This window comes from Pseudomonas sp. P5_109 (genome assembly GCF_034009455.1).
Lineage (GTDB): Bacteria > Pseudomonadota > Gammaproteobacteria > Pseudomonadales > Pseudomonadaceae > Aquipseudomonas.
On the sequence record NZ_CP125380.1, the window covers coordinates 785001 to 804404 of the forward strand.

Sequence of the window (19404 nt, forward strand, 5' to 3'; positions counted from 1 at the left end):
ACACTAACTGGAGGACCGAACCGACTACCGTTGAAAAGTTAGCGGATGACCTGTGGATCGGAGTGAAAGGCTAATCAAGCTCGGAGATAGCTGGTTCTCCTCGAAAGCTATTTAGGTAGCGCCTCATGTATCACTGTAGGGGGTAGAGCACTGTTTCGGCTAGGGGGTCATCCCGACTTACCAAACCGATGCAAACTCCGAATACCTACAAGTGCCGAGCATGGGAGACACACGGCGGGTGCTAACGTCCGTCGTGAAAAGGGAAACAACCCAGACCGTCAGCTAAGGTCCCAAAGTTATGGTTAAGTGGGAAACGATGTGGGAAGGCTTAGACAGCTAGGAGGTTGGCTTAGAAGCAGCCACCCTTTAAAGAAAGCGTAATAGCTCACTAGTCGAGTCGGCCTGCGCGGAAGATGTAACGGGGCTCAAACCATACACCGAAGCTACGGGTATCACTTAGGTGATGCGGTAGAGGAGCGTTCTGTAAGCCTGTGAAGGTGAGTTGAGAAGCTTGCTGGAGGTATCAGAAGTGCGAATGCTGACATGAGTAACGACAATGGGTGTGAAAAACACCCACGCCGAAAGACCAAGGTTTCCTGCGCAACGTTAATCGACGCAGGGTTAGTCGGTCCCTAAGGCGAGGCTGAAAAGCGTAGTCGATGGAAAACAGGTTAATATTCCTGTACTTCTGGTTATTGCGATGGAGGGACGGAGAAGGCTAGGCCAGCTTGGCGTTGGTTGTCCAAGTTTAAGGTGGTAGGCTGAGATCTTAGGTAAATCCGGGATCTTAAGGCCGAGAGCTGATGACGAGTGTTCTTTTAGAACACGAAGTGGTTGATGCCATGCTTCCAAGAAAAGCTTCTAAGCTTCAGGTAACCAGGAACCGTACCCCAAACCGACACAGGTGGTTGGGTAGAGAATACCAAGGCGCTTGAGAGAACTCGGGTGAAGGAACTAGGCAAAATGGCACCGTAACTTCGGGAGAAGGTGCGCCGGTGAGGGTGAAGCATTTACTGCGTAAGCCCACGCCGGTCGAAGATACCAGGCCGCTGCGACTGTTTATTAAAAACACAGCACTCTGCAAACACGAAAGTGGACGTATAGGGTGTGACGCCTGCCCGGTGCCGGAAGGTTAATTGATGGGGTTAGCTAACGCGAAGCTCTTGATCGAAGCCCCGGTAAACGGCGGCCGTAACTATAACGGTCCTAAGGTAGCGAAATTCCTTGTCGGGTAAGTTCCGACCTGCACGAATGGCGTAACGATGGCGGCGCTGTCTCCACCCGAGACTCAGTGAAATTGAAATCGCTGTGAAGATGCAGTGTATCCGCGGCTAGACGGAAAGACCCCGTGAACCTTTACTATAGCTTTGCACTGGACTTTGAATTTGCTTGTGTAGGATAGGTGGGAGGCTTTGAAGCGTGGACGCCAGTTCGCGTGGAGCCAACCTTGAAATACCACCCTGGCAACTTTGAGGTTCTAACTCAGGTCCGTTATCCGGATCGAGGACAGTGTATGGTGGGTAGTTTGACTGGGGCGGTCTCCTCCTAAAGAGTAACGGAGGAGTACGAAGGTGCGCTCAGACCGGTCGGAAATCGGTCGTAGAGTATAAAGGCAAAAGCGCGCTTGACTGCGAGACAGACACGTCGAGCAGGTACGAAAGTAGGTCTTAGTGATCCGGTGGTTCTGTATGGAAGGGCCATCGCTCAACGGATAAAAGGTACTCCGGGGATAACAGGCTGATACCGCCCAAGAGTTCATATCGACGGCGGTGTTTGGCACCTCGATGTCGGCTCATCACATCCTGGGGCTGAAGCCGGTCCCAAGGGTATGGCTGTTCGCCATTTAAAGTGGTACGCGAGCTGGGTTTAGAACGTCGTGAGACAGTTCGGTCCCTATCTGCCGTGGACGTTTGAGATTTGAGAGGGGCTGCTCCTAGTACGAGAGGACCGGAGTGGACGAACCTCTGGTGTTCCGGTTGTCACGCCAGTGGCATTGCCGGGTAGCTATGTTCGGAAAAGATAACCGCTGAAAGCATCTAAGCGGGAAACTTGCCTCAAGATGAGATCTCACTGGGACCTTGAGTCCCCTGAAGGGCCGTCGAAGACTACGACGTTGATAGGTTGGGTGTGTAAGCGCTGTGAGGCGTTGAGCTAACCAATACTAATTGCCCGTGAGGCTTGACCATATAACACCCAAGCAATTTGACTACTCGAAAGAGCATCAGATTGCGGTGTGTGAAGACGAAAGAACCGAAAGTTCGAAATACTCACAAAACACCAAGCTATCACATACCCAATTTGCTGAAGCGCGGCCAACTGGCCACGACTCAGTACCCGAATTTCTTGACGACCATAGAGCGTTGGAACCACCTGATCCCATCCCGAACTCAGCAGTGAAACGATGCATCGCCGATGGTAGTGTGGGGTTTCCCCATGTGAGAGTAGGTCATCGTCAAGATTAAATTCCGAAACCCCAATTGCGAAAGCAGTTGGGGTTTTGTTTTTGCGCCTCCGTACACCTCAAACGCTGTTCCCTGTAGGCGCGAGCCTGCTCGCGAAGAACTTCAGGGCACCGCGTTACCCCAGGCAACCCGCGTCATCATTGACGACCTTCGCGAGCGAGCTCGCTCCTACAAATGCTAAAGTCGTCCCTCGAATTTGTTTTCCAAGGAAGCCTTTATGCCGGACGCGACGTCCCTCAGCGCTGGATTCATGGTGGTTCATGGCAACCGCCTGGACGAGTTGCGCAGCCTGGTGGTCAGTTGGATGCGGCGCTACCCGCTGGCTCCCCTGGAGAATGAAATCGCGTTGGTGCAAAGCAATGGCATTGCCCAATGGCTGAAGCTGGCACTGGCGGAAGACTCTGAAGAAGACGACATGGGAGGCTGCGGCATCGCCGCGGCCATCGACGTGCAGTTGCCCGGCAGCTTCATGTGGCAGCTCTATCGCATGGTCCTCGGTCGCGATGAAATTCCGGTCAAGTCCCTGCTCGATAAAGCCCCGCTGACCTGGCGCCTGATGCGCCTGTTGCCGCAGTTGATCAACCAACCGCACTTCGAGCCGCTGCAGCGTTTCCTGACCCATGACACCGACCTGCGCAAACGCTATCAATTGGCTGAGCGCCTGGCGGACCTGTTCGACCAGTACCAGGTCTATCGGGCTGACTGGCTCGAAGACTGGGCAGACGGTCGGCATCAAACAAGAAACGGCAGGGGCGAAGCCAAACCCCTGGCTCCGGCCAATTGCTGGCAGGCGGAGTTATGGCGCGCACTCTTGCTGGATGTGGGAGAAGAAGGCATGGCGCAAAGCCGTGCCGGTGTCCATCAGCGATTTGTCGAGCGCATCAGTCACCTCGAAACAGCCCCCAAGGGATTACCCCCACGAGTGATCGTTTTCGGGATTTCTTCCCTGCCTGCCCAAGCCCTGGAAGCACTGGCGGGACTGGCACGATTCAGCCAGGTCCTGCTGTGCGTACACAACCCGTGTCGTCACCATTGGGCGGACATCGTCGCCGATAAAGACCTGTTGCGGCATCAATACAAGCGTCAGGCGCGTAAAAGCGGCATGCCCGTAGTGATCGATCCGCAAACCCTGCACCAGCATGCTCACCCGCTGCTGGCCGCATGGGGTAAGCAGGGGCGGGACTATATCAACCTGCTCGACAGTTATGACGATCCCAACAGCTATCGCTCGGCGTTTCGCGACGGTCGCATCGACCTGTTCAGTGATGGCCAGCCATTGAATGTGCTCAACCAGTTGCAGGATGACATCCTCGAGTTGCGTCCCCTCAACGAGACTCGGGAGCGTTGGCCGGCTATCGATTTGCATAAGGACGAGTCGATCCGTTTTCACATTGCCCATAGCGCCCAGCGAGAAGTCGAGATCCTCCACGATCAACTGCTCGCACGCTTCAGCGCCGACCCGCAATTGCGACCCCGCGATATCATCGTGATGGTCCCGGACATCGACAGCTACGCCCCGCATATTCGTGCCGTGTTTGGTCAGCTTGATCGCCAGGATCCGCGCTTCGTTCCGTTTACCCTGGCTGACCAGGGCCAGCGCGGTCGCGATCCACTGCTGATTGCGGTCGAGCACCTGCTCAAGCTGCCTGACAGCCGATTCCCCGTCAGTGAAATCCTCGATCTGCTGGACGTCCCGGCACTGCGCGCCCGCTTTGGTGTCGAGGAACGTGACCTGCCGACGCTGCACCGCTGGATCGAGGGCGCCGGCATTCGCTGGGGCATGAATGCCGAACAGCGTGCCGGGCTCGGGCTGCCCAATGAACTGGAACAAAACAGCTGGCGTTTCGGTTTGCGGCGGATGTTGCTCGGGTATGCCGTTGGCAGCGCCGATGCTTATGAGGGTATCGAGCCCTACGACGAAATCGGTGGCCTGGACGCTGCGCTCATTGGTCCGTTGGTTGCGTTGCTGGACGCGCTGGAAGTGGCTCACCACGAACTCTCTCAGCCTGCATTGCCGGGGCAATGGGGGGTGCGCTTGCAGGCTTTGGTGCAGTTGTTCTTCCTTGCCGGTAACGAACACGATGACTACTTGTTGGCCCAGCTCGAAGAGTTGCGCGAGACCTGGCTCGAGACCTGTGAGTCAGTCGGGTTGCAGGACGAATTGCCGCTGACCGTCGTCCGTGAAGCCTGGCTCGCAGGGTTGGATCAGGGCCGTTTGTCCCAACGCTTTCTGGCCGGTGCGGTCAACTTCTGCACCTTGATGCCCATGCGCGCTATCCCGTTCAAACTGGTCTGCCTGCTGGGCATGAATGACGGCGATTATCCGCGCGCACAGCCGCCGCTGGATTTCGACCTGATGGGCAGTGATTACCGCCCGGGTGATCGCTCCCGGCGCGAAGATGACCGTTACCTGCTACTGGAAGCCTTGCTGTCGGCACGGGACCAGCTCTACATCAGTTGGGTGGGCCGTAGCATCCGCGATAACAGCGAGAGGCCCGCGTCGGTGCTGATCGGCCAGTTACGCGACCACTTGGCCAGCGGTTGGCGATTGCTGCAAGGTGACGAGGACCTGTTGGAAGCCATGACCCGGGAACACCCGTTGCAACCCTTCAGTGCCCGCTATTTTCACGAAGGGGATGAGTCGTTCAGCTACGCCAGCGAATGGCAGGTCCTTCATCAAGCGGCAGAGCAACAGGCAACAGCCGAAGTGCTTGAGCCTCACATTCAGGACGAACCCCTGAGTCTCGGTCAACTGCAGGATTTCCTGCGCAATCCGGTACGGCATTTTTTCAGCCAGCGACTGAAGGTTTTCTTCGAGGCGGCTGAAGTACCGCTGGCCGATGAAGAACCTTTTGTCCTGGATGCATTGCAGCGTTACGGCTTCAGCGACCGTTTACTCGAAGCGGCGCTGGCGGATCCGGGAAATTCCGCACAGGCACTGGAGGATCAGGCGAAACGCTTGCAGAACAGCGGGCTGCTGCCCATGGCCGGATTCGGTGAGTGCCTGCAGCGTGAATTGATCGAGCCATTGCCTGATTTGTTGCAGCGTCACCAACAGCTCCTGGCTTTGTGGCCAACACCGCTCAGCAGCGCCTTGCCCGTGAGTCTTGAACTGCAAGGCCTGCGCATCGAGGGCTGGCTCAGCGGCCTGCATCAGCGCGCCGATGGTGGATTGCTGTCTATCACGACGATCCCCAACAGCATCGGCTCGATCAAGTCGCGCAAATGGCATCGACTGACACGTCCGTGGCTCACTCATCTGGTGGCTTGCGCCAGTGGCATGGCGTTGACCACCGCACTGGTAGCCAGCGACGACAGTCTGTTGCTCGGACCGATGGACGAGTCCACGGCGCAGAAAATTCTCGGTGACCTGTTGATGGCCTGGCAATCGGGTATGCGCCAGCCTCTGCCGATCGCGGTCAAGACAGCCTTTGCGTGGCTGGGGCAAACCGACCCGGTCAAGGCCGAGGCCGCTGCGCGCAAGGCCTATGAAGGTGATGGGCAAACGACTGATGGAGAGCGTCGCGAAAGCCCGGCACTCGCCCGCCAATTCGCCGATTACGATGCCTTGGTCGCCGATGAGACGTTCCCCGATTGGTGTGATGCGCTCTATCGCCCGCTTCTTGAAGCACCCTGGCGTTCACTGTCCAGCGAGGAGTCGCGTTGATGAGCACGAAGACACCGCTGGCCCTGGCCTTCCCGCTGCGCGGCAGCCAGTTGATCGAAGCGAGCGCCGGGACCGGCAAGACGTTCACTATTTCTGCGTTGTACTTGCGTCTGGTGCTTGGTAACGGCGGGGAGGACAGTGGTTTCGGGCGTGAGCTGTTGCCGCCGCAAATCCTCGTCGTGACCTTCACCGACGCCGCTACCAAAGAGCTGCGTGAACGCATTCGCACGCGGCTCGCCGAGGCTGCTCGATTTTTCCGCGATGAAACACCGGCCCCGGACAGCCTGATTGCCGAGTTGCGTGAGCAGTATTTGCCCGAGCAATGGCCCGGGTGCGCAAACCGCCTGGATATCGCCGCCCAGTGGATGGACGAGGCGGCGGTGTCGACCATCCACAGCTGGTGCCAGCGCATGTTGCGCGAGCACGCATTCGACAGCGGCAGCCTGTTTACCCAGACCCTGGAAACCGATCACAGCGACTTGCTGGGCGAAGTCCTGCGCGATTACTGGCGGCTGTTCTGCTACCCGATGCAAGGTGATGCCTTGAATTGGGTGCGCAGCAATTGGGGTGGACCGGCGGCATTGCTGCCGCGAATTCGTGCGCTGTTCTCCAGCGAGCGCGATTCGCTTGAAGGGCAAGAACCTGCCGAAGTGATCTCGCAATGCCTGCAAGAGCGACGGGTTGCCCTGATCGAGCTCAAGAAACCCTGGTTGCAGTGGGCGGATGAGTTGCTCGCCATCTGTCATCAGGGCGTTGCGGGCAAGAGTGTCGACGGCCGCAAGATGCAGGCTCGCTATTTCGAGCCCTGGTTCGAGAAGATCAAGACCTGGGCCGAAGACGAATCCCTTGAGCAACTGGATATCGGCACCGGTTTCACGCGCCTGACCCCGGACGGCATGGCCGAAGCCTGGAAGGGCGAAGCGCCTCGACATCCGGGGCTCGAAGCGATGGCCGGCCTCAAGGCCTGTCTCGATGGCTTGCCAACGCCCGATGCTGCCGTACTGCAACATGCTGCCCGCTGGGTTGGGGCTCGATTCGAGGAAGAGAAACGCCGCCGTGCGGAAATGGGCTTCGACGACATGTTGCTGCGCCTTGATGCGGCCCTGCAGTCCGATGGCGGCGAGCGCCTGGCCACCCTGATTCGTGAACAGTTTCCGGTCGCCCTGATCGATGAGTTCCAGGACACCGACCCGGTGCAGTACCGGATCTTCGAGAGCATCTACCGGATTGAAGAGAACAGCCCCGAGTGCGGCCTGTTCCTGATCGGCGACCCGAAGCAAGCGATCTACGCTTTTCGCGGCGCTGACATCCACACCTACCTGCGCGCCCGCCAGGCCACCGTCGGCCGGCTGCACACCCTGGGCACCAACTTCCGTTCAAGCCACGGCATGGTCAACGCGGTGAACCATGTGTTCGAGCGCGCCGAAGCCCGGGAGTCCGGACGTGGCGCTTTCCTCTTTCGGCAGAAGAATGGCGACAACCCGGTTCCGTTCACGCCGGTTGCCTCACAGGGCCGCAAAGAAGTCTTGCGCATCAATGATCAGGCAGTCCCGGCCTTGAACATCTGGCACTTGCCGGCCGAACAACCATTGTCCGGCGCCGTGTACCGGCAACAACTGGCGGCTGCCTGCGCCAGTGAAATCACTGCATTGCTCAATGGCGGGCAGCAGGGGCAAGCGGGGTTCACCCAGGACGGCAAAGCCTTCAGGGGCCTGCTGCCGGCGGACATCGCCATCCTGGTGCGCGACGGTAAGGAAGCGCAGGCGGTTCGTGCGCAATTGGCCGCCCGTGGCGTGCGCAGTGTTTACCTGTCGGACAAGGACTCGGTGTTCGCCGCCCAGGAGGCGCATGACGTGCTGACCTGGCTCAAGGCCTGCGCCGAGCCGGACGTCGAGCGACCGCTGCGGGCCGCGTTGGCCTGCATCACATTGAACCTTTCGCTGACCGAGCTGGAGCGGTTGAATCAGGACGAGTTGGCCTGGGAATCTCGGGTCATGCAGTTCCGTGGCTATCGCGAAATCTGGCGCAAGCAGGGCGTACTGCCGATGCTGCGGCGCTTGCTGCACGACTTCCGTCTGCCCCAGGCACTGATCGCCCGCAGTGATGGCGAGCGCGTGTTGACCAACCTTCTGCACCTGTCCGAGTTGCTGCAGCAGGCGGCCGCGGAACTCGATGGCGAGCAAGCGCTGATCCGGCATTTATCCGAGCATCTGGCGTTGTCCGGGCAGGCCGGCGAAGAGCAGATCCTGCGTCTGGAAAGCGATGAGCAATTGGTCAAGGTCGTGACCATTCACAAGTCCAAAGGCCTTGAGTACCCCTTGGTGTTCCTGCCGTTCATTTGTTCGGCGAAACCGGTGGATGGCAGCCGCCTGCCGCTGCATTACCACGATGAATCCGGCCATGCCCAGGTCACGTTGAAGCCGACAGCGGAGTTGATTGCCCTGGCCGATGATGAGCGTCTGGCCGAGGATCTGCGCTTGCTCTATGTCGCCCTGACCCGGGCGCAGCATGCCTGCTGGCTGGGGGTGGCTGATCTCAAGCGCGGCAACAACAATGGCTCGGTGCTGCATCTGTCGGCATTGGGTTATCTGCTGGGCGGCGGTGCGCCGTTGGCCGAGTCCCCGGCGTTGCAACTTTGGTTGCGCGACCTGCAACAGGACTGTCCGGCACTGGCGTATGCGCAGATGCCTGAAGCAACAGCAGAGCATTACCAGCCACCACAAAACGACGCGGTGTTGCTGCCTCCGTTGACCCCGAAACGCAAGGCCAGTGAAAACTGGTGGATCGCTTCCTACAGCGCGCTGCGCATTGGCGACACCCTGAGTGTCGGCACGGACGAGGCGCCGGAGAGCCCGCAGGCGCAAAAACTGTTCGATGACGAACGCCTCGACCCGCAGGCCTCCAGGGAAGTGGTCGCCGGTGGCGGCGATATCCATCGCTTCCCGCGTGGGCCGAACCCCGGCACCTTCCTCCATGGCTTGCTCGAATGGGCGGGAGGCGAGGGGTTTGCTGCGGCACCACAAGAGGTGATCGACGCCATTGCCCGTCGCTGCAATCGTCGAGGTTGGGAGGGCTGGATCACTACCTTGAGTGACTGGCTGCAGCATCTGCTCATGTTGCCGTTGCAACTGGGTGGCGGTCAGGCTCCGGTGATATTCGGCCAGTTGACGCAGTACCAGGTCGAGATGGAGTTCTGGTTCGCCAGCCACAAGGTCGATGTGCTCAAGCTCGATGCGCTGGTGTGCCAATACACCCATAACGGCGTGGCCCGGGTGGCCGCGGAGCCGGTGTTGCTCAACGGCATGTTCAAGGGTTTCATCGACCTGACGTTCGAGCATGGCGGCCGCTATTACGTGGCCGACTACAAATCCAACTGGCTCGGTGTCGATGATGCGGCCTACACCGCGCAGGCCATGGAACAGTCGATTCTCGACAACCGTTATGACCTGCAATACGTGTTGTACCTGTTGGCCCTGCATCGCCAACTCAAGGCGCGGCTCGCCGATTACGACTATGACCGGCATGTCGGCGGTGCCTTGTACCTGTTTTTGCGCGGTACGCGCGCGGCCAGCCAGGGTGTGTTTTTCGCCCGGCCGCCAAGAGAGCTGATCGAACGTCTGGATAGGCTGTTCCAGGGCAAGCCAGAGCCCAAGGCCGAGCCCGCCTGGGAACAGGGAGTACTGTTATGAATCGCACATTCGCCGATTTGTTGCCCACATCGCTGGCAGCTGAAAGCCTGGCCGATCTGACGCCGCTGAGTCGTGCCGACGACTTGCTGTTGTTGCTTACGCGTTGGGTCGAGCGCGGCTGGTTGCGCGCGCTGGACAAAGCCTTTGTCGCGTTCCTGCATGAACTGGCTCCGGAGGATGATCCGCTGGTGTTGCTGGCAGCCGCACTGACCAGCCACCAATTGGGCCACGGGCATGTCTGCCTCGACCTGTTCGAGACGCTGAAAGAACCGGATTTCGCCCTGTCGTTGCCACCCGAAGGTGACGTGCAAGGTGGTGCAATGCTGTTGCCCTCGCAATTACTCGGATCGCTGGACGGTGCTCATTGGTGCAAGGTGCTGGCCGCCAGCAACCTGGTCGCACTGGCCGCTGACAGTCGTGACAACGTGCGCGACCGGCCTTTGGTGTTATCGGGCAAGCGCCTGTACCTGCGCCGCTATTGGGCCTACGAGCGACGGATCGACCTGTCGTTGCGCGAACGTCTGACGGAGCACGAATCCACGCCGAACGACTTGCTCGGGCGCCTCACCGGTTTGTTTGGCCCTGCCCGCCCCGGTGAAGTGATCGACTGGCAGAAGCTCGCCTGTGCCCTGGCAACCCGCAGCGCCTTCAGCATCGTCACCGGGGGGCCGGGAACCGGCAAGACCACCACCGTCGTGCGCTTGCTCGCGTTGCTCCAGGCGCCGGCGGTCGAGGCTGGCATGCCCCTGCGTATTCGCCTCGCCGCGCCTACCGGCAAGGCCGCGGCGCGCCTGACGGAATCCATCAGCCAGCAAGTCCGCACCTTGAAGGTCAGCGAAGAAATACGCGAGAAGATCCCGTCCGACGTCACCACCGTTCACCGCCTGCTCGGCAGCCGGCCCGGGACTCGGCATTTCCGCCACCACGCGGGCAATCGCCTGCCGCTGGATGTGTTGGTGGTGGACGAAGCCTCGATGATCGACCTGGAGATGATGGCCAACCTGCTCGACGCCTTGCCGGCCCATGCGCGCCTCGTGTTGTTGGGTGACAAGGATCAACTGGCTTCGGTAGAGGCCGGTGCGGTACTCGGTGATCTGTGTCGCGACGCGGAGGCAGGCTGGTACAGCCCGCAGACACGCCAGTGGCTGGAAGCCGTCAGTGGCGAAAACCTGCAGGCCAGCGGCTTGCAGGAGGACGCGCAGGGCACTCATCCATTGGCCCAACAGGTGGTGATGTTGCGCCATTCCCGACGATTCGGTGAAGGCAGCGGCATTGGCCAACTGGCTCGCTGGGTCAACCAGCAGCAACCCGAAGAAGCCCGCAAGTTGTTGTCGGCGCGCAGCCATGCCGATGTGTATTGCCTGTCCCTCAAGGGCGAGCAGGATCGGGCCCTGGAGCGCTTGCTGCTCGACGGCCATGGTGAGGGTCCGCAGGGTTATCGACATTACCTGGGCGTGTTGCGCAATCAGCGGCCGCCCCTGGACAGCCCGCTGGAAGATTCGCGCTGGATTGATTGGGCCAGGCAAGTGTTGCAGGCCTTCGACGCGTTCCAGTTGTTATGCGCCGTGCGCAAGGGACCTTGGGGTGTGGAGGGTTTGAACCAGCGAGTGACGGAGGCTTTGCTCAGGGCACGCCTGATCGACAGCGACCAGCAGTGGTATGAGGGTCGCCCTGTCTTGATGACCCGCAACGATTACGGGCTGGGTTTGATGAACGGCGATATCGGCATTACCCTCAAGCTTCCGGAACAGGAAGGGCCTGAGACTGGAAAGCAGGTTCTGCGAGTGGCGTTCCCACGCAATGATGGCCAGGGTGGTGTGCGATTTGTCCTGCCCAGCCGCCTGAATGATGTCGAAACCGTGTACGCCATGACCGTGCATAAATCCCAGGGCTCGGAGTTCGCGCATACCGCGTTGATTCTTCCTGACGCCTTGAATCCGGTGCTCACCAAGGAACTGATCTACACCGGAATTACCCGGGCCAAGGACTGGTTTACCTTGATCGAGTCCCGTGCGGGCGTGTTTGAAGAGGCGGTGAAACGCCGGGTCAAACGCTTGAGCGGGCTGATGCTGGAGCTAAAGGAAGGCAGCGAGTCGACAGGCTGAAAGGTCAGTCATCGGCAAACAGCATCTCCCGGCTTTCTCCCATCAGCAGGCCCTGATTCTGCTCGGTGACCTGGCGGATGTAATCCCACAGCAGGGTGATCCGCTTCAACTTGCGCAGATCCTCGCGGCAGTACATCCAGAACTGGCGGGTGATGTTGATTTCCTGCGGCAACACCGGCAGCAGGCGCGGGTCCTGGGTGGCGAGGAAGCACGGCAGGATCGCCAGTGAGCGTCCTTGCTGCGCGGCTACGAACTGCGCGATCACGCTGGTGCTGCGCAGGTTGGCGCTGGCGCCGGGCAATACGTTGGCCAGGTACAGCAGCTCCGAGCTGAACGCCAGGTCGTCGACGTAGCTGATAAATGAATGCTTGGCCAAATCGGCTGGTTTGCGGATCGGCGGATGGTTGTCCAGGTATTCCTGGGTCGCGTACAGCTGCAACCGGTAGTCGCACAGTTTGCAGCAGACGTACGGGCCATGCTCCGGGCGCTCCAGGGCGATGACGATGTCGGCTTCGCGCTTGGACAGGCTGATGAAGTGCGGCAGCGGCAGGATGTCCACCGAGATCGCCGGGTAGGTGTCGACGAAGTGGCTCAGCTGCGGCGTGATGAAAAAGCTGCCGAAGCCTTCGGTGCAACCCATGCGCACATGACCGGACAGTGCCACGCCGGAGCCGGAAACCTGCTCGCACGCCATGTGCAAGGTACTTTCGATCGACTCGGCATACCCCATCAACCGCTGGCCTTCGGCGGTCAGGACAAAGCCGTTGGTCCGGGATTTCTCGAACAGCAACGTGCCCAGCGCCGTTTCCAGGGAGCTGATGCGCCGCGACACCGTGGTGTAGTCGACCGCCAGGCGCTTGGCCGCGGTGCTGGCCTTGCGGGTGCGGGCGACTTCGAGGAAAAACTTGAGGTCATCCCAGTTCAGCGAACCGAGGGAGGTGATGTTTTTTTGCATGTTGGACCGGTTTTTATGTGCGTTCTTATCAGAAGTTTGCACATCTATACTCCAAAAACAGCCCGACAACCAATTCGCGGCACACAGCTCATCTCAGGGCGACTATCTCGCCCTGACTCCCAAGATAAAAATAAAGTCTGGAGACCCACATGAACGCATCGCTCACGCCCAATGACACCCCCAACGAAACAAAAACAAGTGTGCAGAAGGTCAAACTGTTGATCGATGGCCAGTGGGTCGAATCCAAGTCCACCGAATGGCACGACATCATCAACCCGGCGACCCAGCAAGTGCTGGCCAAAGTGCCGTTTGCCACCGCCGAAGAAGTCGACGCGGCCATCAGCGCAGCCCATCGCGCCTTCCAGACCTGGAAGCTGACGCCCATCGGTGCGCGCATGCGCATCATGCTCAAGCTCCAGGCGCTGATCCGCGAACACTCCAAGCGCATCGCCGTGGTCCTGAGCGCCGAGCAGGGCAAGACCATTGCCGACGCCGAGGGCGATATTTTCCGTGGCCTGGAAGTGGTCGAACACGCCTGCTCCATCGGCAGCCTGCAAATGGGCGAGTTCGCTGAAAACGTCGCCGGCGGCGTCGACACCTACACCCTGCGCCAGCCGATCGGCGTGTGCGCCGGCATTACCCCGTTCAACTTCCCGGCGATGATTCCGCTGTGGATGTTCCCGATGGCCATCGCCTGCGGCAACACCTTCGTGCTCAAGCCGTCCGAACAGGACCCGATGTCGACCATGCTCCTGGTGGAGCTGGCGATCGAGGCGGGCATTCCGGCTGGCGTGCTCAACGTCGTGCACGGCGGCAAGGACGTGGTGGACGGGCTCTGCACCCACAGGGACATCAAGGCGGTGTCCTTCGTCGGTTCGACCGCCGTCGGTACCCACGTTTATGACCTGGCCGGCAAACACGGCAAGCGTGTGCAATCGATGATGGGCGCGAAGAACCACGCCGTGGTACTGCCGGACGCCAACCGCGAGCAAGCGCTCAATGCGCTGGTGGGCGCCGGTTTCGGTGCCGCCGGTCAACGCTGCATGGCCACCTCGGTGGTGGTGCTGGTGGGCGCGGCCAAGCAATGGCTGCCAGACCTGAAAGCACTGGCGCAGAAACTCACCGTGAATGCCGGTAGCGAGCCGGGTACCGATGTCGGGCCGGTGATCTCGAAAAAAGCCAAGGCGCGGATTCTCGACCTGATCGAAAGCGGCATCAAGGAAGGCGCCAAGCTGGAGCTGGACGGTCGCGAAATCACGGTGCCCGGTTACGAGAAGGGCAACTTTGTCGGCCCGACCCTGTTCTCCGGCGTGACCACCGACATGCAGATCTACACCCAGGAAATCTTCGGCCCGGTGCTCGTGGTGCTGGAAGTCGCGACCCTTGATGAGGCCATCGCCCTGGTCAACGCCAACCCGTTCGGCAACGGCACGGGCCTGTTCACCCAGAGCGGCGCGGCGGCACGTAAATTCCAGAGCGAAATCGATGTTGGCCAGGTCGGCATCAACATCCCGATCCCGGTGCCGGTCCCGTTCTTCAGCTTCACCGGTTCGCGCGGCTCCAAGCTCGGCGACCTCGGCCCGTATGGCAAGCAAGTGGTGCAGTTCTACACTCAGACCAAGACCGTCACCAGCCGCTGGTTCGATGACGACAGCGTCAACGACGGTGTGAACACCACCATCAACCTGCGATAAGGAGCCGGACATGAAAATCGCTTTTATCGGTCTCGGCAACATGGGCGCGCCGATGGCGCGCAATCTGATCAAGGCCGGCCATGCGCTGCGCCTGGTCGACCTGAACAAAACTGTGCTGGCGGAACTCGAGCAACTGGGCGGCAGCATCAGCGCATCGGCCCGTGAAGCGGCAGAAGGTGCCGAACTGGTCATCACCATGCTGCCTGCCGCTGTGCATGTGCGCAGTGTGTGGCTGGGTGAAGACGGCGTACTCGCCGGTATCGGCAAAGGTATTCCGGCCGTGGATTGCAGCACCATCGATCCACAGACCGCGCGGGACGTGGCCGCCGCCGCTGCCAAACAGGGCGTGACCATGGCCGATGCGCCGGTCTCTGGCGGCACCGGTGGTGCCGCCGCCGGAACGCTGACCTTCATGGTCGGCGCCACGCCTGAACTGTTCGCCACCCTGCAACCGGTACTGGCGCAAATGGGCCGCAACATCGTCCATTGTGGTGAGGTCGGCACCGGGCAAATCGCTAAAATCTGCAACAACCTGCTGCTGGGGATTTCCATGGTCGGCGTCAGCGAAGCCATGGCGCTGGGCGATGCCCTGGGCATCGACACCAAGGTGCTGGCGGGCATCATCAACAGCTCCACCGGGCGTTGCTGGAGTTCGGAGATGTACAACCCGTGGCCGGGCATCGTTGAAACGGCGCCCGCGTCGCGCGGCTACACCGGTGGTTTCGGTGCCGAACTGATGCTCAAGGATCTGGGGCTGGCCACTGAAGCAGCGCGTCAGGCGCACCAGCCGGTGGTACTCGGCGCGGTGGCCCAGCAGTTGTATCAGGCGATGAGTTTGCGTGGGGAGGGTGGGCAGGACTTCTCGGCGATCATCAATGGCTATCGCAAGCCGCAGTAAAGCGATTCATTGAAGGTGGTGAGGGCTGTTGTGGCGAGGGGGCTTGCCCCCGTTGGTCCGCTCAGTGCGGTGTTTCAGGTGAATCGCGGTTGCTGATGATACGACTGCTTCGCAGCCGAACGGGGGCAAGCCCCCTCACCACACAAGCTCGCTCCCACAGGGGACTGTATGTACCCAAAGATATTTACCGGGAGATCACGTCGGGTGATCCCCCGGTTTTTTTGTATCAGGCAAACACAAAATATTTGCGCACGGTTTCCACCACTTCCCAGGTGCCTTTCATCCCCGGCTCAACGACAAAAATGTCACCGGCACGCAGGTGGATCGGTGCCATGCCTTCCGGGGTGATGACGCAGTAGCCTTCCTGGAAATGGCAGTACTCCCACTTCACGTATTCCACGTACCACTTGCCCGGCGTGCAGATCCAGGTGCCCATGATCTTGCTGCCGTCTTCGCTGGTGTAGGCGTTGAGGTTGACGGTGTGCGGGTCGCCTTCGAGTTTTTCCCATTTGCAGGCGTCGAGTACAGGCAGCGGGTGGGTGTCGCGCAGAACGGTAATCGGTGCGGTCATGATGACTCCGGGCAGTGGGCTCAAGAACTGAAGTCGCACCCTATAGCGCCTGTCCGTGGGTCAGTTGTCTGTGCTCGACACTGAGCTGTCCAGAAACGCACGGCCCTCAAGGATTGCTCAGTGGGCAGTCGAGCCTGGATTGTTCGAGGCTGTTCTCGAACTCGACCAATTGCGAGTGCTGTTGCGACAGCGCCGCTATTCGATCGCCGATTTCCTGTTTTTTGCTGGCGATGACCTGATGTGCCCGTTCCCATGGCAACTGCGGGCCCTGATGTCCGGCGAAGACTGAGTGCAATTCCTTGAGCCTGAAACCCAGCTGCTGCGCACATTTGATGAAAATCAGCAGGTCAATGCTGTGCTGGTCATAGATGCGGTACTTGCCCTGACGTCGAGCGGCAGGCAGCAGGCCAATCGACTCGTAGTGACGGATGCTTTTGACAGTGGTTCCGGAACGTTGCGCGGCTTGACCGATGTACATGGGAAGGTCCTTTTCTCCGAGGATAAAGCTCGCTGCATTATCGACCGACTCAAGTGCTGGCGATAGCTTCGGCTTGCCGCAACCAGGCCGCATGTCGGTCTGCGCTGGCACCGAGAATGGGGCCGAAGGTGAGGGTTCGGGTTGGCTGGATGCCACAGAATTCCAGCGTGGTTTTACGGACCTGGTGCAGACCGGGCATGCGGTAGATCCAGCGGTAGTACCAGGGCGGCGTGTCCATGGTCACCAGCAGGTGGGCGGTTCGGCCGCGCAGGAGTTTGTCGGGGAAGGCTTTGCCCTGGCGATACTTGAAGGCAAAACCGGGCAGGAACACCCGGTCGAAAAAGCCCTTGAGCAAGGCCGGTACGCCACCCCACCAGATCGGATAAACCAGTGCCAGCTGTTCGGCCCAGAGGATATCGGCCTGGGCGCTAAGCAAGTCGGCTTCCAGTGGCTGGACCTGCTGATAGCCTTCGCGCAGCACTGGATCAAAATCCATGCTGCCGAGAAACAACTGCCGCACCTCATGCCCGGCGCGCATTGCCGACTGTGTGTAGCGCTCGGCAAGGGCGGCGCAGAAGCTGTTGCTGGACGGATGCCCGAGGATCACCAGTATTCGTTTGCCCATCATCGCGGTCCTTGAGGATCAAACCTCAAGGATAAAGTCTGCCCCTCAGGGGAGAGTCAAGGCATGCAGCAGGGCCTTGGCATAGCTGGGTAGTGCGGCGAAGTCCCGTGCGCAGAGCAACAGTTTGCGCTGGCCCCAGGGTTCTTGCAGGGCGAAGCTCTTGAAGGACAATGCAGCTGATCCGCGTTCGACTGCGGCCAGCGGTACGATTGCCAGTCCCGCCCCACGGGCGACCATGCGCATCACGCCATCGAAGCCGTCGGCGCGGATGCGAATCTGCATGCGCAGGCCGGCGTGCAGCGCCTGTTCTTCGAGATAAACCGCCAATGCGCTGTTGGCATTCAGGCCGACGTAGTCGTGCTGCAGCGTGTCGGTGAAGCTCACCGAGGTCGCCTGTGCCAGGGGATGTTCGCGGGGCATGATCAGCACCAGCGGATCATCGCGGAATGGGTGGGTCTGCAAGTCATCGGTGTCCACCGCGTCGGAAACGATGCCGAGGTCCGCCGCGCCCTGGCGCAAGGCGTGGGTGATGCGGGTGCTGGGCAGTTCCTGCAGGTCGATGTCGAGGTTGGGCTGGCTGTGCAGGAAGTCTGCGAGCAACTCCGGCAGGTACTCGGTGATCGCCGTGGTATTGCACAGCAGCCGCACCTGGCCTTTGACGCCCTTGGCATATTCGGCCAGTTCCTGTTGCAGGCGTTCGGCCTGTTGCAGCAGAACCCGGGCGTGGCGGGCCAGGGCATTGCCGGCTGGTGTCGGGCTGACTCCGCGGCGATTGCGCTGGAGAAACTCGACGCCCAGCGACGCCTCCATGGCGCGAATTCGCGCACTGGCCGCCGCGAGGGACAAATGACTGCGTGCGGCGCCGGCGGTGATGTTGCCGGCGTCGAGAATGTTCAGGTACAGGCGCAGGTCGGTCAGGTCGAAGTGCATGGTCATTCCCGGGGTTTTTTGCTGTCTGGGCGGGTGCCTTCGCGAGCAAGCCCGCTCCCACAATGGTTATGTGTTGTTCACAAATCCCCTGTGGGAGCGGGCTTGCTCGCGAAGGCGCCAGTCGCTGCAGCGAAATACTCAGCCTCTACCAAAGCAAGAGGCAACCTCAGTATATGGCAGATTTTCAATCAACCCTGGCGGGCTCACCATAGCCCCATGAATACACTCTCGGCGTTTTACCAGAATCTCGGCCTGGCCCTGTCACTGTTGGTGATCGGCACCTTCATGCTGGCCGGCATGATCAAGGGCGTGATCGGTCTCGGCCTGCCCACGGTCGCCATGGGCCTGCTCGGTCTGGCTATGGCGCCGTCGCAGGCTGCGGCGCTGCTGATCATTCCGGCGACCCTGACCAACGTTTGGCAACTGGCATTCGGCGGGCATCTGTCGGGGCTGGTCAAACGGTTGTGGCCGATGTTGCTGGCGATCTTCATGGGCACCGGGGCAGGCACGCTGTGGATCGGCATGAGCGGTGGCCATTGGGTGGTGCGAGGGTTGGGGGCGGCGTTGTTGCTCTATGCGCTGAGCGGTTTGTTCCTGCCGACCCTGCGCGTGGGGCGGCGCCGCGAACGCTGGTTCGGTCCGCTGTGTGGCCTGCTGACCGGCGTCATCACTTCGGCCACCGGCGTGTTTGTGATTCCGGCGGTGCCGTACCTGCAAGCGCTGGGCTTGAGCAAGGACGAACTGGTGCAGGCACTGGGCCTGTCGTTCACCGTTTCGACCCTGGCCCTGGCCGGTGGCTTGTTATGGCGCGGCGCTCTCGGTGGGGGCGAGTTGAGCGCATCGCTGCTGGCGCTGATCCCGGCCATGCTCGGCATGTGGCTGGGGCAAACGCTGCGCCAACGGATCAGCGCGCTGTGGTTCAAGCGCGTGTTCTTCGTTGGCATGGGGTTGCTCGGCGGCCACTTGCTGATCAGCGGCTAGCGGACGACCGGCTGATCATGTCGATGGCGCGGATCTCGAAATCCCGCTCCAGGTACTCATCACGCTGCTCGAGGAACTGCTTCATGTGTGGCAGGTTCGAGTGCACGTCGAGGTGGGCCTGGGATTGCCAGATCTCGTAGAAGATGAACAGGCTCGGGTCCTGTTTGTCGCGCAACATGTGGTATTCGATGCAACCGGGTTCGGCTCGGCTCGCCTCCACGTAGCCGCTGAAAAATGCTTCGAAGGCGTCGGATTTTTCCGGACGGGTCTTGGCGTGCAGGATGAAGCCCTGGATTTCACTCATCTACATCTCTCCTCAAGTCAGAACTGGCGCCAGTCTAAGGCAACA

12 protein-coding genes and 2 rRNA genes (1 of these 14 cut by a window edge) are annotated in these 19404 nt (G+C 60.4%); 8 read left to right on the forward strand and 6 right to left on the reverse strand.

The window, feature by feature from the left end; all coding sequences use genetic code 11:
• The 5 genes from QMK54_RS03395 to recD all read left to right on the forward strand — a co-directional run.
• Positions 1-2186: ribosomal RNA gene (locus tag QMK54_RS03395) — 23S ribosomal RNA — on the forward strand; it begins 706 nt to the left of the window's first position.
• Between the two features lie 156 nt (positions 2187-2342).
• A 5S ribosomal RNA gene (rrf, locus tag QMK54_RS03400) occupies positions 2343-2458 on the forward strand.
• A gap of 221 nt (positions 2459-2679) precedes the next feature.
• Positions 2680-6129, forward strand: a complete 3450-nt coding sequence (gene recC, locus QMK54_RS03405) for an exodeoxyribonuclease V subunit gamma (RefSeq protein WP_320402070.1) — start codon at positions 2680-2682, stop codon at positions 6127-6129.
• The gene (recB, locus tag QMK54_RS03410; RefSeq protein WP_223596148.1) at positions 6129-9818 is read left to right on the forward strand and encodes an exodeoxyribonuclease V subunit beta; all 3690 of its coding nucleotides are present in this window, start codon (positions 6129-6131) and stop codon (positions 9816-9818) included. The genes recC and recB overlap by 1 nt, the downstream gene beginning before the upstream one ends.
• Positions 9815-11923, forward strand: a complete 2109-nt coding sequence (gene recD, locus QMK54_RS03415; protein WP_223596146.1) for an exodeoxyribonuclease V subunit alpha — start codon at positions 9815-9817, stop codon at positions 11921-11923. Before recB ends, recD begins: the two co-directional genes overlap by 4 nt.
• Positions 11924-11927: 4 nt before the next feature.
• Here the strand turns inward: recD and QMK54_RS03420 are convergent, their stop codons facing one another.
• A complete protein-coding gene (locus QMK54_RS03420; protein ID WP_223596153.1) occupies positions 11928-12878 on the reverse strand; it encodes a LysR family transcriptional regulator in 951 nt (316 codons plus the stop codon).
• A 149-nt stretch (positions 12879-13027) separates the two neighbouring features.
• Between QMK54_RS03420 and QMK54_RS03425 the strand changes: the two genes are divergently transcribed.
• Positions 13028-14572: a CoA-acylating methylmalonate-semialdehyde dehydrogenase gene (locus QMK54_RS03425; protein WP_320402071.1), complete on the forward strand. Its 1545-nt coding sequence runs from the start codon at positions 13028-13030 to the stop codon at positions 14570-14572.
• A 10-nt stretch (positions 14573-14582) separates the two neighbouring features.
• Entirely contained in the window at positions 14583-15470 is an 888-nt protein-coding gene (gene mmsB / locus QMK54_RS03430) for a 3-hydroxyisobutyrate dehydrogenase (RefSeq protein WP_320402072.1), read from the forward strand.
• 226 nt (positions 15471-15696) lie between these two features.
• Here mmsB and QMK54_RS03435 read toward each other — a convergent pair whose 3' ends face one another.
• The 4 genes from QMK54_RS03435 to QMK54_RS03450 form a co-directional block, all read right to left on the reverse strand.
• Entirely contained in the window at positions 15697-16041 is a 345-nt protein-coding gene (locus QMK54_RS03435; protein ID WP_028624747.1) for a cupin domain-containing protein, read from the reverse strand.
• A gap of 106 nt (positions 16042-16147) precedes the next feature.
• Positions 16148-16519 carry a MerR family transcriptional regulator gene (locus QMK54_RS03440; protein ID WP_110661822.1) on the reverse strand — a complete coding sequence of 124 codons (372 nt, stop codon included), beginning with the start codon at positions 16517-16519 and terminating at the stop codon, positions 16148-16150.
• A gap of 49 nt (positions 16520-16568) precedes the next feature.
• Positions 16569-17147, reverse strand: coding sequence for an NAD(P)H-dependent oxidoreductase (locus QMK54_RS03445; RefSeq protein WP_320402073.1), 579 nt, complete (start codon positions 17145-17147; stop codon positions 16569-16571).
• Positions 17148-17189: 42 nt separating this feature from the next.
• Entirely contained in the window at positions 17190-18074 is an 885-nt protein-coding gene (locus QMK54_RS03450; protein ID WP_223596142.1) for a LysR substrate-binding domain-containing protein, read from the reverse strand.
• Between the two features lie 216 nt (positions 18075-18290).
• Here QMK54_RS03450 and QMK54_RS03455 point away from each other — a divergent pair, with 216 nt between their 5' ends.
• Positions 18291-19055, forward strand: a complete 765-nt coding sequence (locus QMK54_RS03455; protein ID WP_223589963.1) for a sulfite exporter TauE/SafE family protein — start codon at positions 18291-18293, stop codon at positions 19053-19055.
• On the opposite strand, the gene QMK54_RS03460 is transcribed toward QMK54_RS03455, so the two are convergent.
• Entirely contained in the window at positions 19045-19359 is a 315-nt protein-coding gene (locus QMK54_RS03460) for a putative quinol monooxygenase (RefSeq protein WP_223589965.1), read from the reverse strand. The genes QMK54_RS03455 and QMK54_RS03460 overlap by 11 nt on opposite strands.
• Positions 19360-19404: the final 45 nt, after the last annotated feature.